The following is a 24,848-nucleotide window of genomic DNA, read 5'->3' on the forward strand; positions in this document are numbered from 1 at the left end:
GGTATGGACACCATAGAAAAAGCTCTGCAAAAACATCAGCAGAAATTTAATGAAGAATTTATTGCTCATGATAAACAGCTAAATGATGAATTACCGGCACCTGATCTCTCTGATATTGAACAGGCACTTGCTGGTGATGCCTCTCCGGGGCAGACAAAAGAGTCAGGTCCTACTTCCTCTGAGGAGGACAGGGAAGGACGGCGAGTTGAAATTCAGTTTGATCGACTAGCAAAGCTAGGAGTCATTGTTCCCAGTGAAGACCGTTCTTTAACAAAAGAGCAGTTTCGCCAAATTAAACGCCCATTACTGAATAAAGCGTTTGGTAAGCATGCTGAAAAAGTGCCTAATGGCAACCTGATCATGGTAACCAGTAGCTCTCCTGGTGAAGGCAAAACATATAATGCTGTAAATTTGGCAATGAGTATTGCGCTGGAAAAAGAGCGGAATGTGTTATTGGTTGATGCAGATGTGCTCAATCCTTCGGTCAATAATTTATTAGGCATTAAAACGGAAGAGGGCCTAATTGATTATTTATCAGACGATATTAATGATGTCGCTGATATTCTTTATAAGTCCAACATAGAAAATCTAAGTATTATCCCTACCGGTAAACGACACCATTTAACCAATGAATTGTTAGCCAGTGATAATATGTCTAATTTGATGCATGAAATGGCTAACAGATATCAGGATAGAATCATTATAGTTGACACACCACCTTTACTTCATACGACAGAAGCTTCTATTCTAGCCAGGCTGGCAGGGCAAATCGTGTTGATTGTAGAAGAGGGTAAAACGCGTCAACAAACGGTTAAAGATGCTCTGTCGTTACTGGATCCTTCAATGCATATTGGCCTGGTTTTAAATAAGAGTAAGTATAATCAAGATGGCAACTATTATGGGTATTACGGATAATGGCCCCCGTAACCTCTTGCAAAGCAGATGTGTTCTTACACTTTCACTTTTTCTTATTAGTTCAGTAACTGCCTATGGAGCACAGTGGACAATTACTCCATCAGTTACTGCCAAAGATACCTACTCAGATAATATTAATTTATCAAATAATGATAAGCAAAGTGATCAAGTACTAGAAATAGTACCTGCAATAAGAATTCAAGGGGAAGGGCGGCGCTTACGATTAAATTTTGATTATAATGCACAGGGTTTACATTATTTTGAAAATACAAATGATGATGAAGTAAATCATCGCTTACGATCAGGATTAAATAGTGAACTTGTTGAAGGTCACTTATTTTTAAACGCTACCGCAAATATTACACAACAGTTAATTGATGAACGCAGAGGTGGCTCAGATGATAATATTAGTGGCTCAGATAACCTCTCAGATGTTTTTACCTATGAAATAAACCCCTATTGGCAACAAAAGCTAGGTTCGGAAGCCGAAACCTTGTTAGGGATTCGCTATAATGAAGTGAATTATAGCGGCAATAATGGTAGTGGTACTGATAGCAGTGGTCAGTCCCTGTATTGGTCAGTAAATAGTGCTCCAGGGGTTGGGCCAGTCTTTTGGCGCTTTGATTATAATTATGATGAAGTAGACTATGAATCACAAAACGATACAGAGCGTCAATCAGAGTCTATCTTAGTAGGTTATCAATGGACCCCAAAGTTTAATACCTCGTTAACAGTCGGTTATGAAAGTCAGGATAATGATGCTGATAATATTCGTAATGACACGGATGGCGCCTTTTGGTTGGCAGGAGTGGAATGGGCATTAAGTCGGAAAACCTCCTTATCTGCTCAATATGGTAAGCGTTACTATGGGGATACTTATGGCTTTAATCTAAGCCATCAGCGTAAACGATCTGTTTTTACTTTAAGTTATAGTGAGCAGCAGCAAACTATTAGGGATCAGATATTATCAGGTAAATTTCTTGTTTGCCCTGAAGGAGTAGTTAACCCTGTAGAATGTAATATAGAGGATTTACGGGTTGGTGAAAATCCTGAGTCTGGCAAAGAGGTTATAGGGCCGCCGCTTGATGTTACTGCTAGCCAAGTTGATGACTATTTTATTAGTAAAAATACAAACCTAGGCTGGTATCATGTAAGAAAACGTGATTCATTTAATGTAAATGCTTACCGGCAGGAAAGAGAATTCCAAACCCGTAACAATAATGAGCTGGTTCATGGTATAAATGTTGGCTGGAACCGCCGCTTAAGTCGTAAAGTGACTTCAAATGTTAATTTGGGTTGGGCGACCAATGATTTTGAGGATAATTCTGACAGCAAAACCTGGACGGCAACATTTCAGCTGCAACGACAGCTCAGTCGAGATATGAGTGGTGCTTTGGAATTTGCGACCCAAAAGCGCACAAGTGATATAGAAACTAATGAATATACAGAAAATCGCATTAGTGTCAGTATAAGGAAAACTTTTTAGTAAATTGGTACAACGATGTACGAGACTTTCTATAACCTAACCGGTAAGCCTTTTCAGCTCAGCCCTGATCCACGTTTCTTTTTTAATAGTCGTGGCCATAGTCGGGCGATGTCCTATTTACGTTATGGTCTTGGCCAGTGTGAAGGTTTTATTATTATTACCGGTGATATTGGTACAGGTAAAACCACACTAATTCGCAATTTATTTGCAGAGCTAGATCAAACTCGTATCATCGCAGCTAATATTGTTACGACCCGGCTGGGGGCTGATGACTTAATTAAGATGATCACTTCTGCCTTTAATCTACCCTATGAAGGCATGAGTAAAACGGCTTTATTACGACAGTTTGAAGAGTTCCTAAGGGAATGTGACCGGCGAGGTAAGCGAGTATTACTGGTAGTGGATGAAGTGCAGAACTTACCGGCTGCTTCTGTTGAAGAACTGCGGATGCTCTCAAACTTTCAAATCAACAACCAGCCATTACTACAAAGCTTCTTATTAGGACAACAGGAATTTAGACAAACCATCCAGTCGCAAGGAATGGAGCAACTAAGGCAGCGGGTGATTGCTTCCTGTCATTTAAGTGGGCTCGATGAAAGTGAGACTCGGGAATATATTATTCACCGAATGAAGCATGTGGGATGGGATAACGATCCAATTATACCTGAACAAAGTTTTATTGATATTCATCAGTTAACTGATGGTGTGCCCCGTCGAATTAATGTCTTTTGTGACCGTTTGTTATTATTCGGCTACTTAGAAGAAACTCACGAATTAACGCCTGAAGTAGTTAAGTTAGTGGCAGAAGAAATGAAAGAAGAGGTTTCTTCGCCTTTTAACTCGGTGAAAGAAGTGCGTGCTTCAATGGAGCATGATATTGCTCAAGAAGTTCAAAAGTTACAGCAAATTGCTCAACAGGTGACAAGTGCTTCTGAAAATTCGGAACAAAAACCTGCTGACGTGTATTCAGAAGGTTTGGAAGTCGCGGATCCAAATAAAATTCAAAATATTCGCTACACTATCGAGTCTTTAGAAATAGCTATTGCCAGTCGCCTTAATACCCTTAAACAGTTAGTTGATAGTATAGAAAAATAGAGATCCAATGACGGTAACAAAAACTTTAATCTGTGTGGTTGGAGCAAGACCAAATTTTATGAAAATTGCTCCAATTGTTAGGGCGTTGAAAGCAAAAGCAACAAAGTTGAATTTGGTACTTATTCATACTGGTCAACATTATGACCAAACGATGAAGGCTCAATTTTTCGATCAGCTCGGTATTCCAGAGCCTGATAAAGATTTAGAGGTAGGTGCTGGCTCCTTATCTGTACAAACAGCAGAAATTATGAAGCGGTTTGAGCCTGAAGTCGATTATTATAAACCAGATGCTGTACTAGTAGTTGGAGATGTGAATTCAACAATTGCTTGTGCTTTAGTGTCTGCTCAGAAAAAAATACGTGTCGTTCATGTTGAGGCTGGGTTAAGAAGCCGAGACCGAACAATGCCAGAAGAAATTAACCGAGTTTTAACGGACCAGCTTTCTGATAGGCTTTATACTACAGAAAAACTGGCCGAAGATAATTTGGCTGCTGAAGGTCTTTACCGAGATAAAGTTGTTTTTGCAGGCAATGTGATGATTGATACATTAAAATACAATCTTGCTCAAGCAAAACATCCTTCTGAGTTATTGACAGATAATTACTCAATTATTGAAAAGGCGGGACACTATTCACTACTGACATTACATCGTCCTTCAAATGTAGATAATCCTGAAATATTACAAAAACTGTTAGCTTTTATTAAAGAGGCTGCAGATAAAATACCTGTTGTTTTTCCTATTCATCCTCGTACGCAAAAAAATATTCAAAAGTTTAAACTGTCGTCTTTTCTTGAGCATCCACAAATTATCAGGTTGTCTCCTGTTGGCTACCTTGAGATGTTAGGTTTAATGAATAATGCAAAGCTGGTGCTAACTGACTCTGGTGGTATCCAAGAAGAAACAACGGCTTTGGGTATTCCTTGTTTGACATTACGAGAAAATACTGAGCGACCTATTACTGTATCGGAAGGGACTAATACAATAGTAGGCTCTGATATTACATTAATAAGTAAAGAGCTGGATCAGATTTTACAAACCGGTGGCAAGGCAGGCAGAACTCCAGCGTTATGGGATGGACATGCTGCAGAACGTATTGCTGATGACCTGTTAGCTTGGCTTTAATTTGGAATTAGGTGATCGTTATGCAGTCGATTGTCAATGCTATGAGTGTTGATGTAGAAGATTACTTTCAGGTTTCAGCTTTTGAAAAGACTATTCAACGAGCTGACTGGGATAGTCTGCCTAAACGAGTCGAGTTAAATACCCAGCGTATTCTGGAACTATTTGCACAACACCAAGTAAAAGCCACTTTTTTTACCTTAGGGTGGGTTGCTGAGCGCTTTCCACAACTTGTTCGCACTATTGTTGCTGAAGGCCATGAGTTAGCAAGCCATGGTTATGGGCATTTACGTGCAACCAGCCAAACACCTGAGGAGTTTCGAGAGGATATTCGCAAAGCTAAGCAGCTATTGGAAGATATTGGTGGTAAGGCAATTGTGGGTTATCGGGCGCCAAGTTATTCCATTAGTAAAGATAACTTATGGGTGCATGATGAGCTATTAGAGTCAGGTCATCAATATAGCTCCAGTATTTATCCAATTAACCATGATCTTTACGGTATACCTGATGCCCCTCGCTTTAAATACCAGTGTGATAATGGGTTATGGGAAATTCCTATTACAACGGTGAAAGTGAATCGAAAAAATTTACCATTCGGTGGTGGTGGGTATTTTCGTTTATATCCTTATTGGCTATCAAGGTGGGGTATAAAACAGTTGAATAAAAAAGAAGGTGAATCAGCAGTTTTTTATTTTCATCCTTGGGAAATTGATGTTAACCAACCAAAACAAAGTAATATTAGTTTTAAATCTAAATTTCGCCACTATCTTTGTTTAAATCGGATGGAAACGAGGCTAACCAGTTTATTAAAAGATTTTAAATGGGATACAGTACAAAACGTATTTTTACCTCAGGCGGCTACAGGTAATCATCGTGAATGACTTGGTGATTGAAACACTTTCAAATGAAAGTGATATAACAGCATGGAATGCTTATGTTGAGCAATCAGCACAAGCCACTTTTTTTCATCGTGCAGAGTGGCGAGATGTTATCAAGAAGTCATTTGGACATAGCAGTTATTATTTATTTGCCAAACAAAATAATCAAATTGTAGGAGTCTTACCTCTAGGGCATGTGTCTAGCTGGTTATTTGGCCATGCTTTAATTTCGGTGCCTTTTTGTGTTTATGGTGGTGTAGTTGCGGATAATGACATTATTCAACAGGCATTGATTAATAAAGCAGTTGAGCTTGCTAAACAGCTACAGGTAGATTATCTAGAGTTAAGAAACCAGCAGGAAATTGAGCTAGATGGTTGGCAAGAAAAGTCACTTTATGTCACTTTTTGCAAAAAAATTAGTGATAATGATGACGAAAATTTAAAGGCGATTCCGCGAAAGCAGCGGGCGATGGTAAGAAAAGGTATTAAGTCAGAACTAACAACAATAGTTGAGCATTCTGTTGAGGATTTTTTTACGGCTTATTCAACCAGTGTCCGTAATTTAGGAACACCAGTATTTCCTAAAAAATACTTTAAAGTATTGATGGAAACTTTTGCTGAGGATGCTGACATTATCACTATTAATGATAAAGCTGGTAACTTAGTGGCAAGTGTATTGAGTTTTTACTTTAAAGATCAAGTATTACCCTATTATGGTGGGGGAACAGAGCTAGCCAGGCAAGCGGCAGGAAATGACTTTATGTACTGGCAGCTAATGTGCCATGCAGTTAAAAAAGGCAAGCGCGTTTTTGATTTTGGCCGTAGTAAGCAGAATACGGGTGCTTATAGCTTTAAGAAAAACTGGGGGTTCACTGCTGAACCGTTGAGTTATCAGTATTACTTAGTAAAAGCCAAATCATTACCAAATGTCAGCCCAACCAACCCTAAATATCAGCTATTTATCAAGTTATGGCAGAAACTGCCACTTGCTATAAGTCAACTGCTAGGGCCAATAATTGCCAAGAATTTGGGGTAAATGATGACAGCAGTTTTATATTTAGCCCATCGACTTCCCTATCCCCCTAATAAGGGAGATAAGATCCGCTCATATCATTTATTGAAACATTTAGCTTCTCACTATCAGGTTTTTCTCGGCACGTTTATTGATGATCCTCATGATTGGCAGTATGTAGAGCAGATTAAACCTTTGTGTACAGAAGTGTTTATTAGGCCAATCAATCCTCTTTGGGCCAAATGTAAGGCATTGTCTGGGTTTGTTACTGGTCAGCCGTTAACTTTACCTTACTACACTGATAGTAAAATGAAGCACTGGGTTAAAACAGTATTGGCAAACCAAGGGATTAATAACGTATTAGTTTTTTCATCAGCAATGGGGCAGTTTGTAGATGGTAATGGCCAAGCAGCCTTTCGAAAAATTATTGACTTTGTTGATGTGGACTCTGATAAATGGCGCCAGTATAGTGAAAAAAAATCTGGGTTAGCCGCTTGGGTTTATCGTCGTGAAGCACGACAGTTACAAATCTATGAAAAACAGCTCGCTCGTTCAGCGGCAGCGTCGCTCTTTGTATCTGAACAGGAAGCTAAGTTATTTAAACAATTGGCGAAGGATCAAGCTGATCAGATCTATGCTATGCGTAATGGAGTAGATCTGAATTATTTTAATCCCCAAGTAGCTTTTAATCCAATTCCCCCTTTATCTGGTTCTGCACGGATTGTATTTACTGGAGCGATGGATTATTGGGCAAATGTTGAAGCAGTTACCTGGTTTGCCAAAGAAGTTTTGCCGTTGTTAACTCAAGTACAGCCTGACCTTCATTTTTATATCGTAGGGGGTAACCCAACCAGTGAAGTACAACAGTTAGCTTCACCACATGTGACTGTCACTGGCCGAGTGGATGATGTTCGCCCTTATATTGATGCAGCCGATTTGGTAGTAGCTCCACTACGAATTGCCAGAGGGATTCAAAATAAAGTGCTTGAAGCAATGGCCATGGCGAAATGGGTAGTTGCTACTGAGCAAGCAATGGAGGGGATTAATCCACCCAAAGAAATTGCTGACACTTTGCCTGCAATGGCACAGCCAATGGCTGACACCATCCTGGCCAGACTTAATGTAACAGATAGGCAAACCAGCCACCAAGCAGCTCGTCAATGGGTTGCTCAGCATTTTAGCTGGGAGTCTAGTCTACAACAGCTAAATCAATGGTTTGGCTAATCCTAGGGAAAGATCATGCAAGTCTCTGTTATGACAACATCAACAGATAGTAAACGTCCATTATATTGGCTAGTGGTGGCTTTGTTAGTTTGGTTAGCTGCTTATTTTCCTACCCTTCATGCGATGGTGACCGTTTGGCTGAATTCAGAAACTTACGCTCACGGCTTGTTAATCGTGCCTATGTCACTGTTTCTGTTGTGGCAAAAAAGAAAGCAGTTGAACTGGCAATTGATACGTCCCAGCTGGCTGCCGCTATTACCTTTATTATTTCTCTCGGCTATTTGGTTTATTGCCAATGTTTCAGGTATTAATGTTATTCAGCAATTTGCTGTTGTATTAATGATTCCCTTATTGGTTTGGAGCTGCTTGGGTACGGCAATTACTCGTCAAATAGTATTTCCCTTAGGCTATTTATTATTTGCAGTACCTATGGGATCAGGAATAGTGCCTTACCTACAGGAAATAACTGCCTGGTTTTGTGTATGGGGACTAAAGCTAATTGGTATTCCAGTGTTTTGGGAAGGCTTATATATTTCTATTCCTTCAGGCGACTTTTTGGTTGCGGAAGCTTGTAGTGGTATTCGGTATTTAATTGCATCTATGGCACTCGGTACTTTTTATGCTTACATCAGCTACACCAGTTTAAGTAAGCGACTTGCTGTATTTGGACTCAGTATCATTATTCCAATAGTGGCTAACGGTATCCGTGCATTTGGCATAATTTTAATTGCCTATTACTCCAATATGGAGTACGCCACAGGAGCAGACCATTTATTATATGGCTGGATTTTCTTTGGCATTGTGATGATGCTGTTATTTTGGTTAGGCTCTAAATTTGCTGATGACATGAGTAGTGCTAATACAGCTGATCAGCAAACAGTAAAACATGATAATGAAGCTACCACCAATCCCCTAACTATTTTGGCAGTATTGGCTGTGGTGGCAGTGCTCCCACTTTGGGCTGCGATCAAGCCAACACCCACAGCGCAGCAAGTATCATTAAAAGTGGATACCCCTGTTAACTGGCAATCAGCTAAGCCTAGCTCAACATGGGCACCTACTTTTAGTACTTCGCAGCAGTTAAGACAAGCCTGGCAGGAAGGTAATCAAGAGGTAGAGCTATTTATTGCTCACTACCCAAAAGAGCAAGCTGGTAGTGAGTTAGTGAGCTTTGCTAATAAAGTGTATAACGAGGACGCATGGAAACTGTTGGGCACTCATTCAACTCAGCTTCAGCTGGGCGATATAACAATTTATGTAAAAGAATACCGGATGGAATCTTTCCTGCAACAACGCCTTATTTGGAGTTGGTACTTTGTTAATAACACCACTCAAAGTGACCAGTATCGAGCTAAATTTCAACAAACGTTAGCAAAAATACTAAATCGTCCTGCTGGGGGAAGTTTTGTTGCATTGTCTACTGAATATGAGTTTAAACCAGATGAAGCAAGAGCTGTTTTAACAAAATTTTTACAGGCAACGTATCCATCAATTGTTGCAGCTGTTACGCCAAATCAGTGATTTTATATGTGGTTTAAATCAGTATGACCAAATCGTCGTATCAGCAACCTCCATTAATTGCTCACTTAATCTATAAGTTAGATGTAGGTGGATTGGAAAATGGCCTGGTAAACCTTATAAATCATATGCCAGTCAATGGTTTTCGCCATGTTATTATTTGTTTAACTGATTTTACAGACTTTGCTAAGCGGATTTCCAGGTCTGATGTTGAAATTGTTTCTTTAAATAAGCAGCCAGGGCAGGACTGGCGATGGTTTATTCGTTTATATGAAATATTACGGCAGTTACGTCCCTGCATATTTCATACACGTAATTTGGCTACAATTGAAGGTCACTGGGTTGCCTGGTTGGCTGGGGTGCCGGTCAGAATTCATGGTGAACATGGATGGGATATGAGTGACCTGGGGGGTGTTAATAAAAAATACCAGTGGTTAAGAAGACTAATCCGACCATTTGTGAAGTTTTTTATTGCTTTATCTGAAGAAAGTAAAAACTACTTAATTAATAAAATTAACGTTAAACCAGCAAATATCGCATTATTATGTAATGGTGTTGATACAAACCGATTTACACCGGGTTGTCAGCGATCTGCCTATCCGAAAGCATTTCAAGGTGATGATGCATTTATTATTGGTACAGTGGGGCGTTTAACTCCAGTAAAAAGTCAGCTATGTCTATTACCTGTGTTAGCTGAACTAATGAAAAAGAATAACCATCATAAAATAAAACTAGTTATTGTTGGTGATGGTCCAGAACGTGCGGCTCTTGAGCAGCAAGCAGCGTTGTTAGGTGTAACTGAGCAGCTATGGATTACTGGGGCAAGACAGGATGTACCACAGTTGTTGAGCGGCTTTGATGTCTTTGTATTGCCTTCATTAGCTGAAGGTATTTCCAACACGGTTTTAGAAGCAATGGCAGCTGGCAAACCGGTGATAGCAACAAATGTTGGCGGTAATGTTGAATTGGTTGTTGATCAGCAAACAGGTGTCTTAGTTCACCCCAAAAATCAGCAACAATTACAGGTTGCACTGCAGAGTTACCTCGATGATCCAACACTATGTCATCGTCATGGGGAGGCAGCCAGGCAGCGAGTAATGGATAAATTTAGCTTGGCAGTTATGGTGCAGCGGTATTTGGAAATATACCAGCGGTTAACTGCTTAGTAACAGGTGATGTAACTATGTGTGGGATTGCAGGAATATTTAATGTTAGAGAGCCAGAGGCTGTTATCAGTGAAGCATTGCTTCATCAGATGAATGAAAGCCAGTTTCATCGTGGCCCTGATGAAGGAGGCTTGCATATTGAGCCTGGTATTGGGCTTGCTCATCGGCGGTTATCAATTATTGATATTTCCACTGGGCAGCAGCCATTATTCAGTGAAGATGGTAATGTAGCCATTGTATTTAATGGTGAAATTTATAACTTTCAGTCACTCAGAACAGAACTAATTGCTAAAGGCTATCATTTTAAAACCCACTCAGATACAGAGACGATTGTCTATGCCTGGATGGAATGGGGGCCTGATTGTGTAAAGCACCTACGGGGTATGTTTGCATTCGCGATTTGGGACCGGCGTCAGCAAAGCCTGTTTTTGGCGCGTGACCGGCTAGGTATTAAGCCCTTATTTTATAGTACTTTAGCTAATGGTGAGTTGATTTTTGGCTCTGAGCTAAAAGTACTACTTGCCCATCCACAGTTAGCTCGCACAATTTATACGCCTTCCCTTGAAGATTACTTTACATTTGGTTATGTCCCAGAGCCAGCCACTATTTTTGACGGTGTTTATAAGTTACCCCCAGGGCATACTTTGTTAATTAGTCGTAATAAGCCAAATGCAACACCTGTCCAGTATTGGGATGTAACCTTTGACCCTTCAGCAATTATGTTGCCAGAAGATGTTAATGAACAACTGATTGCAACATTGAAAGAAGCTGTTGATATTCGCATGGTGGCAGAAGTGCCATTAGGGGCTTTTTTATCAGGTGGTGTTGACTCTAGTGCAATAGTCGCAATGATGGCTGGACTGCAGAATGATCCTGTCCATACCTGTTCCATAGCTTTTAATGAGGCAAGTTATGATGAGTCAACGTTTGCAAAGGAAGTTGCCAAGCGTTACAACACTGATCATTTTGAAAAAACTGTAGCAGTCGACGACTTTGAGCTGCTGGATGTGCTGGCTACTTTATACGATGAGCCCTATGCTGACAGTTCTGCTATGCCGACATATCGGGTTTGTCAATTAGCCAAAGAAAAAGTGACAGTAGTTCTCTCTGGCGATGGCGGTGATGAAGTATTTGCTGGTTACCGACGTTATCGCTGGCACATGAATGAAGAAAAGGTCAGAAGCCGCTTTCCTTTAGGCTTTCGCAAACATGTTTTTGGCTTGTTAGGTGAACTTTATCCTAAGGCTGATTGGGCACCAAGGGTCTTAAGAGCAAAAACCACTTTTCAATCGTTAGCGCGAACACCACTAGAGGCGTATTTGCATTCAGTTTCCTTGCTCAATCACCAGCAGCGTAGAGAATTATTTAGTAGTAATCTGAAGCGGGAGCTACAAGGATATCACTCACTTGAAGTATTTAAACGACATGCAGCCAATTGCCAAACTGAGGATATGCTGTCGTTAATCCAGTACCTAGATATGAAAACCTATTTGGTTGGGGATATTTTAACCAAAGTTGATCGGGCTAGTATGGCGCACTCTTTAGAGGTGAGAGTGCCTCTGCTCGATCATAAATTAATTGAGTGGTCTAGCCATCTTCCATCTTCTATTAAATTAAAAGGGCAGGAAGGAAAATATATTCTGAAAAAAGCGTTAGAGCCTTACTTGTCGGATAATATTTTATACCGGGATAAAAAGGGGTTTGCTGTGCCATTAGCTAAGTGGTTTAGAGGGCCTCTAAAAGATAAGCTTAAACATGCCTTGCTGGGTGAACGCATGTTGGATAGTGGTTATTTCGATCCAGATTATTTAACTCGCTTAGTCAGCCAGCACCAAAGTGGATTACGTGATCACAGTGCATCATTATGGGCGCTACTCATGTTTGAAGCCTTTTTAAGGCAAGTAGTTGATGAGTCTAAGGCTGTGGCTCAGGTGGCATAACAATGCGTGTATTACATATTCTTGATCATTCAATACCATTGCATAGTGGTTATACTTTTCGTACACGTTCTATTTTATTACATCAGCGACAGTTGGGTTGGGAAACCTTTCATTTAACTAGTCCTAAGCAAGGGACAGTGTCATTATTGCAGGAGACAGTTGACGGATTAGACTTTTACCGTACCCCACCATTATCTCATTGGCTAAGTAAAATCCCTGTGGTTAGTCAACTAGCAATTATTCCAATATTAGCTAAACGAATTCAGCAAGTAGCACAGGAAATAAAGCCAGACTTAATCCATGCCCACTCGCCAGCGTTAAATGGTGCGGCAGCCTGGCTGGCGGGTAAAAAGTTAAATATTCCTGTTGTGTATGAAGTGAGAGCTTTTTGGGAAGATGCGGCGGTTGATCATGGCACCTCTGTAGAAGGGGGAATACGATATAAATTGACCCGGGCACTAGAGACATTTGTGTTAAAGCGAGTACAAGGATTAACTACCATTTGTGAAGGACTGAAGTTGGAAATGACTGGACGAAGCCAAGACCTAGTGCCTGTTACAGTCATCCCCAATGCAGTGGATACTGAACGGTTTCAACCATTACTCGAAAAACAGCACGCTATTTTAACTAAACACCAGTTGCAGGATAAGTTGGTATTGGGCTTTATTGGCTCTTTTTATGCCTATGAAGGCTTGGACACCCTCATTAAAGCCATGCCTGAACTGGTTGCTGCAATACCCAACAGTTGTTTGCTATTGGTGGGAGGTGGCCCTGAAGAAGCAAAATTAAAGGAAATGGCTGCCAATAGCCCCGTCGAAGATAAAATAATTATGGTTGATCGGGTGCCCCATAACCAGGTGCAAGATTATTACAGTGTAGTAGATTTGTTTGTTTACCCTCGTAAGTCAATGCGGTTAACGGAGTTGGTTACGCCTTTGAAGCCACTTGAAGCAATGGCGCAGCATAAGTTAGTTGTTGCATCTGATGTGGGTGGGCATCGTGAACTGATTCAACATGGTCATAATGGACTGTTGTTTAAAAAAGATGATACAAGTGACCTGGTTGCGAAAATTAAAGCGATTCAAACTAATCGTGAACAATGGCAACAAATATTACAAAATGGGCGTCACTATGTAGAAACGGAGCGTACCTGGGAACGTAGTGTCAGTCATTATCAGAATGTTTATCAGCAAGCATTAGCCCAAATGGCCAGTTAACATTATAAATGAAAACAGTCAATCAGCTGTTAATTCAACATTTACAAGACCCATAAGTTTTCACATCTGCTTATATGAGAGTACTAGTGTTTACTGCCCTGTATCCTAATGCTTTGCAGCATCGCCATGGGGTTTTTATTGAAAACCGTACTCGACAATATGTCGCTAACACAGGTAATCAAGCAACTGTAGTGGCTCCTGTGCCTTGGTTTCCTCTTTCCCATTCGTGTTTTGGCCAATACGCTGTCTACAATAAGATACCTACTGAAGAAAACCGCCATGGAATTCAGGTTTATCATCCTCGGTATGTCAATATTCCGAAAATAGGCATGAATATTCAGCCTAAACTGATGTTTGAAGCTGCTAAGCGATTTATAAAACAGTTAATAAACCATGGTTTGGAGTTTGATGTCATTGATGGCCATTACTTTTATCCTGATGGTGTGGTGGCTGCTTGGTTAGGACAATATTTTAATAAACCAGTTGTTATTTCAGCTCGAGGCCAAGATATTAGTTTTATACCTCAATATGAAAAGCCACGGAAGTTAATACAGCAGGCAGCGAAACAAGCGAGCCATTTAATTGCTGTATGTGATGCATTAAAACAACAAATGTTATCACTGGCTATTGATACCCCAATTGATGTGTTGTTGAATGGGGTTGATTTGCAGTTGTTTCAGCAACTTGAAAACCGTCAGCAACTTCGCCAACAGTTAGGGCTAAATCGATTTACGTTGCTATCTGTGGGGAATATGATTGAGTTAAAGGGGCATCATTTAGTAATAGAAGCACTAACAAAGCTGCCTGACGTGGAACTAGTGTTGATTGGCGAAGGGCCTGAAAAAGCAAAATACCAGAAGCTTGCTGATACACTAGGAGTCTCTGAACGGATAACGTTTTTGGGGAATATACAGCAAAAGCAGCTGGTAGATTACTATAATGCAGCTGATGTATTAACCTTAATATCCCGAAGAGAAGGGTGTCCTAACGTACTATTGGAATCGATGGCCTGTGGTAACCCTGTTATTGCCAATAATGTGGGAGGGGTGAGTGAGTTAGTCACAAGTCCGGTAGCCGGAACGTTATTGGCAGAGCGTTCTATTACCGCTATTGTTAAAGCTGTAAACGACCAGCAATTGTCTCCAGCACCAAGAGCGTCAGTGAGAGCTTATGCAGAGCAGTTTAGCTGGCCACAAGTGAGTGCAGCACAACAGGCGATTTTTGAGCAGGTTGTTAATGCGTTTGATAATAGCCAGACTTGTTCAGTTAGCTAATCATCTGTTGCTGATTGCTTCACTACCGATTGGGCGACGGCCATGCATTAAATATTTAATGTTTTGGGTATAATTAGCCAGTTTTTTTATTTTTCTGGCCAGTTCACCAACGCCATGTAATTCAGCTTCAAACTGAATTTCTGCTAAATTTTCGCCATCTAAAATTCGGTCAAGTGCCAATAGTTGGCTGCGACTATTCACAAACCCAGATTGACAAGTTGTAGCACTGGTAATACCTGCTTGTTGTAACCAAGACCAATGTTGCAGATCCCACTCACCGCTTGGGTAACAAAAATGATTGAGATGCCCTGACTTAATTCGAGTTAATGCTTGTCTGTTTTCGTTTATTTCTCTTATGGTTCCTTCCTCTGAAAGTGGGAGTTGGTGACGATGGGTATGCAGCTGTATATCAATTAAGCCATCAAGAGGGTCAGAGAGCTGATCGTCTGTCATTAATGTAAATAACTTTTCGTCTCTAATTCGTTGATAATCTTCTCCAAGCATATGACCAATAGCTTCTGCTAATGCTTCTCTAAATTCATTATGCTCAGCTTCATTACCTAGCTTAATGAGTTGTTGCATTAATTCATAACGGTTATTGCTAAAACTAATGGTGTTATCACCTACTAGGCTTTGAATGATGCTTAAATCAAGTGTCGAATGTTTGCTTCGCCAAAACATATATTGTACTGCTAGTTGAAATACTGGGGTTTGTTTTGTTTGGAAGTAACTGGTGATATAAACAGTAGCAGGTAATTTAAAGAATTTTAGCACTGGATAAGCAAGCTGGTAGACGCTTTGAAAACCATCATCAATGGTAATAACTGCATTTAAGCCTCTAAGTTGATTAGCTTTTAGCTGGCTAATGGCATCATCAAGTGATAATACGCGATAACCTGTTGATAGCAGCATCTCCAAGCGTTTACGAAAAGTAGCTTGTTTTTGAAAGAGTGATGGACGAAACTGGCATTCATCCTTTAATTCAAAAGCATGGTAGCATAAAATTAATAGCTTATTTTTAGCAAATGGTTTAGTTAGCTGAAATGCCCCCATTCGCTTTAATGCTTGTAAATAATCTAACTTATTCATTGCTGGCTGCTGTTAAATAATCGGGTAACTGTTGAGATTTTGTTTCGTTATTAAAATGATGCTTGTAATGCAAGGAACCAATATACTCAAAGTTGTTTTTTTCAATTAACTGCTGAAGAGAGAGGTTATCTGCTCTTACGACAGTAAATAACTGTTTGGCTTTATATATGGAAAAAGCATCATTAATCTGCTGTTGGATGCAGTGGTGGTATAACGTTTGATCTTGAACTGTAGGGGGAGTGTAAAAACTATGTATTATAGCGCTATTGGCAGGGAAAGTTATTTTTTGTTTTACTTCATTAAAGTAAGCTTGGCTGGTATTGGGTGTTAGCCATGCGCATGCCATTAATTTATAGCTATTGACATAGCTATAAGGGATTTCCCCTTCCTCTAGCCTTTGGCTACATTCAGTTAAAAACTGTTGTCGACTTTGCCAGTCAAACTCCGGGCTGAACTTGGTTAAGTTATGTAAGCTAAATGTATTAAAAGTAACTGTCGTATTATTGTTATCAGGGTTTACATCTGGATTTTTAGTGTTAGTATTTGACTCATTTTTGAATTGATAAACTCTTAGTTCGACGTCGCAATAATATTGCTCGACTATTGCCTTTAATGCTTTAGTTGAGGTGAGCTTATGAGGTAGTGATAGGATGCTGTGATAACGTTTAGAAGTGAATCCAATTTGTGTGCTTGAACGTTTAATAGTATTGGCTGTATGTTGCACTTTTTCATATCTTTGCTTGTGTTTAATGTTACTAAAATAAACAAGCTCTACCATGTTGTCGTATTCATTAGTAAACTGCTTTTTCCATGGGTCGTTACCGGGGGTTAAATCCAGGTATTCATAACCTTCTTCTAGTAAATGCTCTGCTAGCCATAACAGGTGAAGTTCACTGGGTGAGTACTGTGTGTATTGAGGAGCAAAGCATAATATGCCTAAATGAAGCGTATTTTTACTGATAAAGCCAAGCTGAGCTGAGACTAACTGTTCATTCAGCCATAATCCGGTTAAATGGAGCTGATTGGTTAGTGTTTGGCAAAGTGTTGTGAAAAATTGAAATTTAGCTGTGTCCTGGCTAAAAGGAAGAAAGTTATTTATTGCTCCTTGATGAAAGTCGTAAAGAGGAACCAACTGTTTAAACAAGCTTATTTTGGCTTGAGGCTCAGTTACATGAGCAAATTTAAGTTCACCTAAGTTTTTTAAATGATTGGTGTTATTTTTATTACTTTCTTTTGCTAATGCTTGCTTAATATCATTGGCATTTAGCTTCATGAGAGGGCGCTGGTAATTATTGATTATTAGATGTTCAGTAAGGCCAGTATCTTTTTCTAGTGTATGAGTAAGTATTGATTTTGGGAGATGCTTTAAGCTTAACTGGCTGTCAGGGAATACTTGTTGTATGTCAGTAACCAGGGCAGAGAAAAAATCATACTGTTTTTCTGGTGTTGTTAGCCAGGCTTGATATTCTGCTTGGTGATTACCTGCCGCTGTAATCTGGTTGCCCCTAATACAGAGTGGTAAACAAGCTACCAGCTGATTGTTATCATACCCTAATGAAAAGGCTAAGTCATAATTATGGTGATAAGCTTGCCACCAACTGTTCACATAAGGCTGAGACTGAAAAGAATAGGCTATAGAAGATTGATTATATAATTGTTGCCACTGGTTAATAAATTGTTGGTTTGTCAGTAGTTGCTCTGCAGCAAGGCCAGTAACGAGCGATGTATCCATGATGATTAATTGCCTGGTTTGTTATTATTAAGGATATTAATTTTGTGGCGTTAAGTACGAGTTGGGTCTTATCCTATTTTCTTGACTCAATATTTCAAAGGGATAAATACAGTATACTGCACGACGAAATAAAAATCATAGTGGTCAGCGGTATTATCGTTTTACTGAAATATAAGCCTTTAATGTGAATATTTACATTTGTATTGCAAACTTTAAAGCTAGGGCTAAAGATTGGTTTGTAAGTGGTTGCATTGTCTGGGCGATTTAATAGCTCTATATTTTTGAAAGAAACCTTTAATTGAAAAATAATGACTATAAATAGTTAGGGGTGTTTGGTGTGAGTTTTTACAACACCTAAAATGGTTGGTAATTGATGAGTTTGAAAATGGCTTTATAAGCTACTATTAACTAGTAAACTTTTAAAAGGGCTATGAGAAGTTAGTAAGTCTAATGCATTATATTGTGCTTGTTTAAATGACGGTTAAAGATCGATTGCTTTATGCGTGACTTATTGGTTTCAGCTATTATATTTGCTGCCATTCCTTATATTCTCATGAACCCACATGTGGGCATTTATTTTTCAGCGTGGATTGGTTACATGAATCCACACCGATTAGGGTGGGGGTTTGCTTATAATTTTCCATTTGCATTTGTTGTTGCTATTGTTACCATCCTTGCCTTTTTATTTTCTAAAGAGAATAAAAAGTTACCATTAACTTCAGTGACAGTAGTATTAATTCTATTCATTTTTTGGATGGGAGTCAGTACGGCGCTGTCTATTTACCCTGATTTGGCATGGAAAAGTTATACTGATGTACTAAAAATTCAATTCCTGATTTGTCTTTCCATGATTCTGATTCAGAGCAAAAAGAGAATTCAGACTCTGGTATGGATTATTGCGTTTTCTATTGGTTTTTTTGGTATTAAAGGTGGCCTTTTTTCAATACTCTCGGGTATGCAATATCGTGTGTGGGGCCCCCCTGGGTCTGTAATTACAGGTAATAATGAACTAGGTATTGCACTGTTAATGGTAATCCCATTATTTGTGTATCTTTTTTCGACCAGCAGTAATAAATGGGTAAAACAGTTGCTGCTGGGATCTATTCTACTTTGTATCGTATCAGTGATCAGTACTTTCTCCAGAGGTGCTTTTCTAGCCTCTCTATGTATGTTTGCATTCTTATGGACAAAAAGTAAATATAAGTTGCCAATCGCTATGGCTGGTTTGCTTGGATTATTCGTATTGGTGCCTCTGGTTCCAGATCACTGGGTTGAGCGGATGGGTTCAATTCCTTTTGTAGGACAATATATTACCCAGTCAGAAGAAACGACGGAGATAGATGAGTCTGGCAAAGGGCGGCTCAGTGCTTGGACTATGGCCTATAATATTGCTAAAGCAAGGGTGACTGGAGGAGGGTTTAATTGCTGGACACCAGAAAACTTCTTACTTTATTCAGACCCTACACGGGTATTTGATGCCCATAGTATTTATTTTGAAGTGTTGGGAGAGCAAGGATTTCCAGGGTTATTTTTGTTCTTATTGTTGTATTTGCTTGCCTGGCGAACAGGAAGTTGGATCATTCGTCACACAAATGATCAAACCAACATGCTATGGGCGAATCAGTTGGCTAAAATGATTCAAGTGAGCTTTGTGGCTTATGCAACGGGTGGTGCATTTTTAGGTTTAGGCTATTTTGACTTACCCTACCATTTGGTTTGTTTGTTGGTTGTAACGCAACTGTGGGTGAAGAAAGAGTTGGCTAAGCCAGTTGAGGTGAACCAGGCATCAATAGCAAAGTTTTCCACGGAACCACCAATATCAACGCAAAAATGGCCTTGGGAAAAGTAGTTACATGAAGTTGAAATCGTCTCCAGTCATGCGTCGCTCCCTTCAGTGGGTAGCTCAAGGGTTAAGTCAATTTGCTAGTCAGAAGAGGCTAGCGATCTTGATTTATCATCGGGTTTTAGCTGAGCCTACAGGAAGAGGAGCTAGTATTATTGATGCGAGCACCTTCCGATGGCAGATGGACTTGATCAGAGAGCACTTTAATGTGCTGCCTTTTAGCGAGGCGCTAGAGTTGTTGCAGCATAACAATCTACCACCCAGAGCTGTTGCGGTGACCTTTGATGATGGTTATGCAGATAATGCGACAGTAGCACTGCCTATCTTGCAGGAGCTACAAATACCAGCCACTTTCTTTATTGCTACAGGTTTTCTGAATGGTGGCTGTATGTGGAATGATCAGGTTTCAGAGTCTATCTATCACACAGACCAAACGGATATCTCATTAACTGATTTAAGGCTGCAAAATCTCTCTCTACACTCCATGGCTGATCGAGATCAAGCCACGCAATATTTATTAAAACAACTAAAATATCGATCGTTTGAACAACGCCAACAATTGGTGGCAGAAGTTGTAAAACGGTCCGGTGTAGTGTTGCCAAAAGACTTGATGATGACTTCAAGTCAGGTCAAACAGTTACATCAAGCTGGCATGGAAGTGGGAGCACACACTTGTAATCACCCGATACTTCAAAAGGTGAATAAACAGCAGGCAGAAAAAGAGATTGCTGATAGTAAACAACAGTTAGAGGCTATTATTGGTGAGCCTGTTACATTATTTGCTTACCCTAATGGCAGACCTAAACAAGACTATGGTATTGAGCATGTGAAAATGATGCGACGGTTGGGGTTTAAGGCGGCTGTAACAACCGCCTGGGGTGTGGCAACTGCTCATAGTGACATATATCAGCTACCTCGCTTTATGCCTTGGGATAAACAGCCTGATAAGTTTATGGCGAGGCTAGTGTTTCAATATCGCAGGACTCATCCAGAGCTAGCAGCTTAGCAGTTGCTTAATCTATATGGGTTTTTAACCAGCTACCTAAAGTCATTAACAACCAAATCAGTTCACCATAATAAGCACTATGACCTTGTTGATGCATGGCTTTAGCGTTAACTAAAAAGTCAGGGTTAAAATAGGGCTGATCTGCCAGGTAGTCGATAGCTTCATAAGCCATTGATTGTAAGGGCTGATGATCTTTGGTCCACACTCCAAAAGGTAAGCCAAAGCCATGTTTAGATTTATTGATAATCGCATCGGGTAAAAAGCCTTTAACCGCCTGTTTATAAATACCTCGTAGTTGAGTTAAGTTCACTTTAAGGTTTGAGGGAATAGTACACGACAGATCAACCAGTTCGTCATCTAGCATGGGGTAGCGTACGTCGATACCTGCCAAATAACACATACGATTGACTTTAGGTAAATCATTATCAGCCAGGGTGCGTTTCCAGTCTAAAAACAACATTCGACTGATGTAGTCAGCTTGATCTGGTTGCTGGTAGGTCTGTTGGATCTCACGTAAAGGCAGTTGAATATCAATGTCTTGTAAGAATGTTGAGCTAAATATTTCTGTTGGGCTATGGCGGTGTAGGAAGTTGTATGTTTCCAGGCGATCAGGTAATGGAATATTAGCCTGATCAATATAGCTGTGTGCTTTGCCTCCTAGCGGCAATCTACTAAACCAAGGCTGACGAACCACAGGTTCTAATGCACGCTGACGCAGTAAGCCTGGAATATGCTGGTATAGCTCAAAAATGATTTGTTTTTGGTAGCGAGTATTACCGGCAAAAAGTTCGTCACCGCCATCACCTGCCAGCATTATATCAACTCCATGTTGTTTAGCCAGTTTGGCGCAAAAATAAGCAGGCAAAGCAGAAGAGTTACCAAATGGTTCATCAAAGCCAGTGATCACCTGCTGGTAATGACTAAGAATATCTTCTGGTTGAATAAAGTATTCGTGTTGCTCCGTGTTAAAGTGCTTTGCTGCAAGACGGGCGTATTCAATTTCGTTATATTTTTCGACAGGAAAGCCGATGGAAAAGGTTTTTGCAGGTTGGCTGCTTAACTCACTCAGTAAGCCTGATACTGTTGAGCTATCCAACCCCCCGCTTAGAAAACTGCCGACGGTGCCTTGTTGGCTTGCACGGGAAACAGCGCTTTTCAGGGTACTAAGAATAAGTCCTGCAAGTTCGCTATCAGTTAATTGATTTTTGTCAGTAAACAGAGGAGACCAGTAATAACCTTTATTGAACTGCCCTGATTGATAGCAAATATACTGTGCTGGCTCTAGTTTATATAAACTGTCGTAAATGGTGCCAGGGCTGGGAATCATATGGAAATAAAGGTAGTTGTAGATTGCCTGGTTACACAGTGCTGTATGGCTATCTGGGTGGTTTTTTATAACTGAAGCAAAACTACCAAAAAAAAGTTGATTGTTGTGTAACTGATAATAAACAGGCTGAGTCGCCATTCGGTCTGTAGCTAAGATAAAAGTATCTTGTTGGTGATCGTATAAAAATAGACTGAACTGGCCATGTAGTTTACTTAAGCAATTTAAACCAATGGCCTGATAAGCTGTGATGGCAGCAATAGCTGGGTTTTGCTTGTTGCTGATGTGATTGTAGGGGGCTTCTACCCACTGGGGGCAGCCATTAATCAATACTGTAATGCTATCTTGTTGAGCTACGTGACTGGTATTATCAGCTGTGTTAATGAGAGCAAGATTGGTGTTAACAAACGTCTCTAGAGCGTGGTGTTTGGGACAAGGTAGTATAGCCTTTAGTGTTTCGACAGCACTACCTTCATTAAGTGGATGAGGGGTTAGCCAACCACCAAATGGAATCATGGGACATCCTTTATGACAAGCAATAAAAGTATTAATTTTTCAAGCAAGTAAACCGGTTCAATGGCCAAGCATGTCAATATTAATATCTGCCAGCATTATAATAGCTGGGTTACCAGACGCCGGCATCACTCAATTTTTGCTTAAGCCCAGCAAGTGGGTATCCTTGCTGGTAAGCTTTTTGAGCATGGTTTTTGGCTTCTTGCAGTTTCTTCATGTCAATGTAAAGCAAGCCCAGATTATAATGAAGCTCAGCAAAATTAGGAGAGAGTTGTAGGCCTCTTTGGTATTTTTTTAGTGCTTCATCATGTTTTTGCTTTTTATGTAAGTAAATACCATACAACATGTGAACTACAGCATCACTTGGCTTGAACCGTAAAGCTCGGTCAAAAAAGCACTCGGCTGACATATGGTTCTTACTGTATTCAGTATCAGGTCGAGTGTAATACCTGACAACGGCAAATAGGGCTCGATGGTGGTTAGGAAATGCGCGTAAAGTATAAGTAATATCACCCAATACGTGACCAGTCATACCTTTGTTTAAAGATTCGACATCTCGGTTAAAGTGAAACTGTTCGACAATAGGTAGTCTGTATTTAAAATGCTCTGGGTTGGTGTAGTCATATGGGCCATATTGGTTTGTTAAACTGCCGCATTCAAATTCACCTGCCCAGCTGTTAGTTAAAAAGAGTGCTGTAAATACTAACCATTTAGCTTGCATAAATAATCCCTCAAAGTGAATACCCACATAATCTTATGCAAAAAATTTTCCATGGTTTTACCGTAAGAGTGGTTAACTCAAAATTTTAGTATTTAAGAGTTAGTATATAAGAACTCGAATAGTAGCTAAAGATGATACATAAAAAATAGGTTGGGTGTTAGCTCTGAATACGACAGTTCAACTATGCCTGAGAAATTATTTTTTAGTAAAATAGAAAAAAAAGATAAATAAAATACTGGGTATATTTTGTGATGTACAGATGCATAAAACAGAGGGAATAATGTAAATCAGTTAATACTTACGTTGTATCGCTGAAATAGTAATTCAAGTGTACACACTCGGTTAAACTGTTTATTGTCTTTGACTTTATCAATTTTCACATAATGGGCAAGGTAAGGAAACTCAATATTAAGAAGTTGGCTTAAATATTCTGAAGTTAAATAGTAAGGTCGTTGTAATGGCATACGTTGATGTTTTATTCGATATGTTAGTTGCCTTAGTTTAGGGGGGCGCATAGTCATAAGTGAATCTTTAAGCTTGCGTTTTAATGGTGGTGGAGCTGCGAAATGATGACCATAATCTGACGGGTAGCTAGCTAGTATGGGGTCAACGTTAAAAATCATTTTTGCTGCTAAAATACCATACTTTTTCCACTTGATGGGGACATTAACAGCTGTTACTACACTGTTCATTTCCATAAATGGAGTGAGTGTCAACCCAAAACGATTGTTAAGACTGTTATTGCGACCAGCCCAAAATCGGCAGCAAAAAGCAGGATATAAATATTCGATGGATGTGCGGTTTAATCGGTTACTGGTTTGGTTGAGGGAGGCTTTTATTTTGTCTGCAAGCTGGCGGTGATATTCTTGAAGCTGAAATACAGATTGGCACATGGCAGGATCAAGCTGATTAAAAAAACTCCATAAAAACTGCTGAACGGTGTAGGACCGATCAGGTAGATAAAAGTAGTTACGGTAGATTTCACCACCATCACCATTGAGTGTTAGTCGTCCCCCTTCGCTACGGTGCTTGCGGGTAACTAAGTCCTGGCCGTTTCCCCATACCCCATCAATAGGGTAGCCATCGAATAGGTAAAATGCTTGATTAACCTGCTCGGCGAGATCGGCGGGTGAAAGTGGTGGTGGCTGCTGTTTATCTATTTGCTGTAAAGGCAAGCCTTCTTGGTCGCAAATTGTTCTTGCAATTTGAGTATGCAAGTCTGTGCTTTTTCCATAAACATACAAATGCGGGGTAGTGCCTTGTTCTCTTAGTAAAGCCAATATTAACCGGGAGTCATAGCCCCCTGCCAAGGCAGTGTCAATTTCGTTACCAAAGCATTGGTTAATCACAGAAAACTGCTCCCTAAGATTAGCAACACTATCTTCAACCAAAATATCCAATGGTCCATAAGCTGCTTTAAATCGGGGGTGGCAAGCTCGGTAGTCGGTTTTATTGGTTGGTATCAGTTGATAAAGCCAGTGAGGCTCTAAAGTGGCTATTTGGTTAATGACTGTTTCTGTGCCATAAGTGGCCCCTTGAAAGATATATTCATATACTCCTTGTTTGTTGATGGTGGGTTGCTCGGTGGTGGTAAGTAGGGTCAGGAACGAGGATGATAAGATGGATTGCTCTGGATTATGGTAGACCTTATATAAACCTAGGCTGTCAGTAAAACAAAATAACTGACCTGCTTTATATCAATACTGTAGACAGTTTTTGGTCTTAAAGTGGTAGGATTGAACCAAAAATAGAAACTGTGAGAATGCGGTTGTCGA

Annotated in this window: 19 protein-coding genes; 14 read left to right on the forward strand and 5 right to left on the reverse strand. The window is 40.0% G+C overall.

Going from position 1 to position 24,848, the window contains the following annotated elements:
* Window positions 1-3 precede the first annotated feature (3 nt).
* The 12 genes from ORQ98_RS21710 to ORQ98_RS21765 all read left to right on the forward strand — a co-directional run bounded on the left by ORQ98_RS21710 (window position 4) and on the right by ORQ98_RS21765 (window position 14,845).
* Complete coding sequence (locus ORQ98_RS21710; RefSeq protein ID WP_274690926.1) at window positions 4-915, forward strand: XrtA-associated tyrosine autokinase; 912 nt, start codon at window positions 4-6, stop codon at window positions 913-915.
* Window positions 887-2,401: a TIGR03016 family PEP-CTERM system-associated outer membrane protein gene (locus tag ORQ98_RS21715; RefSeq protein WP_274690927.1), complete on the forward strand. Its 1,515-nt coding sequence runs from the start codon at window positions 887-889 to the stop codon at window positions 2,399-2,401. Before ORQ98_RS21710 ends, ORQ98_RS21715 begins: the two co-directional genes overlap by 29 nt.
* A gap of 15 nt (window positions 2,402-2,416) precedes the next feature.
* Window positions 2,417-3,496, forward strand: a complete 1,080-nt coding sequence (locus ORQ98_RS21720) for an XrtA/PEP-CTERM system-associated ATPase (protein ID WP_274690928.1) — start codon at window positions 2,417-2,419, stop codon at window positions 3,494-3,496.
* Between the two features lie 7 nt (window positions 3,497-3,503).
* On the forward strand, window positions 3,504-4,619 hold the full coding sequence (gene wecB / locus ORQ98_RS21725) for a non-hydrolyzing UDP-N-acetylglucosamine 2-epimerase (RefSeq protein ID WP_274690929.1): 1,116 nt from the start codon (window positions 3,504-3,506) through the stop codon (window positions 4,617-4,619).
* Window positions 4,620-4,639: 20 nt separating this feature from the next.
* Window positions 4,640-5,497: an XrtA system polysaccharide deacetylase gene (locus ORQ98_RS21730; RefSeq protein ID WP_274690930.1), complete on the forward strand. Its 858-nt coding sequence runs from the start codon at window positions 4,640-4,642 to the stop codon at window positions 5,495-5,497.
* Window positions 5,490-6,530 carry a FemAB family XrtA/PEP-CTERM system-associated protein gene (locus ORQ98_RS21735; RefSeq protein WP_274690931.1) on the forward strand — a complete coding sequence of 347 codons (1,041 nt, stop codon included), beginning with the start codon at window positions 5,490-5,492 and terminating at the stop codon, window positions 6,528-6,530. The genes ORQ98_RS21730 and ORQ98_RS21735 overlap by 8 nt, the downstream gene beginning before the upstream one ends.
* A complete protein-coding gene (locus tag ORQ98_RS21740; protein ID WP_274690932.1) occupies window positions 6,531-7,730 on the forward strand; it encodes a TIGR03087 family PEP-CTERM/XrtA system glycosyltransferase in 1,200 nt (399 codons plus the stop codon). It abuts the gene before it with no gap.
* 15 nt (window positions 7,731-7,745) lie between these two features.
* The gene (gene xrtA, locus ORQ98_RS21745; RefSeq protein WP_274690933.1) at window positions 7,746-9,251 is read left to right on the forward strand and encodes an exosortase A; all 1,506 of its coding nucleotides are present in this window, start codon (window positions 7,746-7,748) and stop codon (window positions 9,249-9,251) included.
* Between the two features lie 23 nt (window positions 9,252-9,274).
* A complete protein-coding gene (locus ORQ98_RS21750; protein ID WP_274690934.1) occupies window positions 9,275-10,414 on the forward strand; it encodes a TIGR03088 family PEP-CTERM/XrtA system glycosyltransferase in 1,140 nt (379 codons plus the stop codon).
* Window positions 10,415-10,431: 17 nt separating this feature from the next.
* Window positions 10,432-12,354 carry an XrtA/PEP-CTERM system amidotransferase gene (locus tag ORQ98_RS21755; RefSeq protein WP_274690935.1) on the forward strand — a complete coding sequence of 641 codons (1,923 nt, stop codon included), beginning with the start codon at window positions 10,432-10,434 and terminating at the stop codon, window positions 12,352-12,354.
* 2 nt (window positions 12,355-12,356) lie between these two features.
* Window positions 12,357-13,571 (forward strand): TIGR04063 family PEP-CTERM/XrtA system glycosyltransferase, encoded by a 1,215-nt coding sequence (locus ORQ98_RS21760; RefSeq protein WP_274690936.1) that lies wholly within the window; start codon window positions 12,357-12,359, stop codon window positions 13,569-13,571.
* An 86-nt stretch (window positions 13,572-13,657) separates the two neighbouring features.
* On the forward strand, window positions 13,658-14,845 hold the full coding sequence (locus ORQ98_RS21765) for a glycosyltransferase family 4 protein (protein WP_274690937.1): 1,188 nt from the start codon (window positions 13,658-13,660) through the stop codon (window positions 14,843-14,845).
* Here ORQ98_RS21765 and ORQ98_RS21770 read toward each other — a convergent pair whose 3' ends face one another.
* Together ORQ98_RS21770 and ORQ98_RS21775 are read right to left on the reverse strand one after the other, a co-directional pair.
* Window positions 14,846-15,934 (reverse strand): polysaccharide deacetylase family protein, encoded by a 1,089-nt coding sequence (locus tag ORQ98_RS21770; RefSeq protein ID WP_274690938.1) that lies wholly within the window; start codon window positions 15,932-15,934, stop codon window positions 14,846-14,848.
* Entirely contained in the window at window positions 15,927-17,666 is a 1,740-nt protein-coding gene (locus ORQ98_RS21775; protein WP_274690939.1) for a GNAT family N-acetyltransferase, read from the reverse strand. The genes ORQ98_RS21770 and ORQ98_RS21775 overlap by 8 nt, the downstream gene beginning before the upstream one ends.
* A 499-nt stretch (window positions 17,667-18,165) precedes the next feature.
* Between ORQ98_RS21775 and ORQ98_RS21780 the strand changes: the two genes are divergently transcribed.
* Both ORQ98_RS21780 and ORQ98_RS21785 read left to right on the forward strand, forming a co-directional pair.
* Window positions 18,166-19,515: a putative O-glycosylation ligase, exosortase A system-associated gene (locus ORQ98_RS21780; protein ID WP_274690940.1), complete on the forward strand. Its 1,350-nt coding sequence runs from the start codon at window positions 18,166-18,168 to the stop codon at window positions 19,513-19,515.
* Between the two features lie 4 nt (window positions 19,516-19,519).
* A complete protein-coding gene (locus ORQ98_RS21785; RefSeq protein ID WP_274690941.1) occupies window positions 19,520-20,515 on the forward strand; it encodes a polysaccharide deacetylase family protein in 996 nt (331 codons plus the stop codon).
* Window positions 20,516-20,522: 7 nt separating this feature from the next.
* Here ORQ98_RS21785 and ORQ98_RS21790 read toward each other — a convergent pair whose 3' ends face one another.
* From ORQ98_RS21790 to ORQ98_RS21800, 3 genes are all read right to left on the reverse strand, one after another.
* On the reverse strand, window positions 20,523-22,355 hold the full coding sequence (locus tag ORQ98_RS21790) for an asparagine synthetase B family protein (RefSeq protein ID WP_274690942.1): 1,833 nt from the start codon (window positions 22,353-22,355) through the stop codon (window positions 20,523-20,525).
* Window positions 22,356-22,464: 109 nt separating this feature from the next.
* Window positions 22,465-23,073 (reverse strand): tetratricopeptide repeat protein, encoded by a 609-nt coding sequence (locus ORQ98_RS21795; protein ID WP_274690943.1) that lies wholly within the window; start codon window positions 23,071-23,073, stop codon window positions 22,465-22,467.
* A gap of 287 nt (window positions 23,074-23,360) precedes the next feature.
* Window positions 23,361-24,473 carry a hypothetical protein gene (locus ORQ98_RS21800; RefSeq protein ID WP_274690944.1) on the reverse strand — a complete coding sequence of 371 codons (1,113 nt, stop codon included), beginning with the start codon at window positions 24,471-24,473 and terminating at the stop codon, window positions 23,361-23,363.
* Window positions 24,474-24,848: the final 375 nt, after the last annotated feature.

Origin of the sequence: Spartinivicinus poritis, from assembly GCF_028858535.1 — a bacterium.
Taxonomy (GTDB): Bacteria; Pseudomonadota; Gammaproteobacteria; order Pseudomonadales; family Zooshikellaceae; genus Spartinivicinus; species Spartinivicinus poritis.

Excerpts from the sequence above, each read along its gene's own strand:
- ORQ98_RS21715 (WP_274690927.1), top strand. The coding sequence starts at position 887 with ATGGCAACTATTATGGGTATTACGGATAATGGCCCCCGTAACCTCTTG.
- ORQ98_RS21730 (WP_274690930.1), top strand. The coding sequence starts at position 4,640 with ATGCAGTCGATTGTCAATGCTATGAGTGTTGATGTAGAAGATTACTTT.
- ORQ98_RS21740 (WP_274690932.1), top strand. The coding sequence starts at position 6,531 with ATGATGACAGCAGTTTTATATTTAGCCCATCGACTTCCCTATCCCCCT.
- ORQ98_RS21775 (WP_274690939.1), bottom strand. The coding sequence starts at position 17,666 with ATGGATACATCGCTCGTTACTGGCCTTGCTGCAGAGCAACTACTGACA.
- ORQ98_RS21780 (WP_274690940.1), top strand. The coding sequence starts at position 18,166 with ATGCGTGACTTATTGGTTTCAGCTATTATATTTGCTGCCATTCCTTAT.
- wecB (WP_274690929.1), top strand. The coding sequence starts at position 3,504 with ATGACGGTAACAAAAACTTTAATCTGTGTGGTTGGAGCAAGACCAAAT.
- ORQ98_RS21750 (WP_274690934.1), top strand. The coding sequence starts at position 9,275 with ATGACCAAATCGTCGTATCAGCAACCTCCATTAATTGCTCACTTAATC.
- ORQ98_RS21785 (WP_274690941.1), top strand. The coding sequence starts at position 19,520 with ATGAAGTTGAAATCGTCTCCAGTCATGCGTCGCTCCCTTCAGTGGGTA.
- ORQ98_RS21710 (WP_274690926.1), top strand. The coding sequence starts at position 4 with ATGGACACCATAGAAAAAGCTCTGCAAAAACATCAGCAGAAATTTAAT.
- ORQ98_RS21760 (WP_274690936.1), top strand. The coding sequence starts at position 12,357 with ATGCGTGTATTACATATTCTTGATCATTCAATACCATTGCATAGTGGT.
- ORQ98_RS21720 (WP_274690928.1), top strand. The coding sequence starts at position 2,417 with ATGTACGAGACTTTCTATAACCTAACCGGTAAGCCTTTTCAGCTCAGC.
- ORQ98_RS21755 (WP_274690935.1), top strand. The coding sequence starts at position 10,432 with ATGTGTGGGATTGCAGGAATATTTAATGTTAGAGAGCCAGAGGCTGTT.
- ORQ98_RS21790 (WP_274690942.1), bottom strand. The coding sequence starts at position 22,355 with ATGATTCCATTTGGTGGTTGGCTAACCCCTCATCCACTTAATGAAGGT.
- ORQ98_RS21770 (WP_274690938.1), bottom strand. The coding sequence starts at position 15,934 with ATGAATAAGTTAGATTATTTACAAGCATTAAAGCGAATGGGGGCATTT.
- ORQ98_RS21795 (WP_274690943.1), bottom strand. The coding sequence starts at position 23,073 with ATGCAAGCTAAATGGTTAGTATTTACAGCACTCTTTTTAACTAACAGC.
- xrtA (WP_274690933.1), top strand. The coding sequence starts at position 7,746 with ATGCAAGTCTCTGTTATGACAACATCAACAGATAGTAAACGTCCATTA.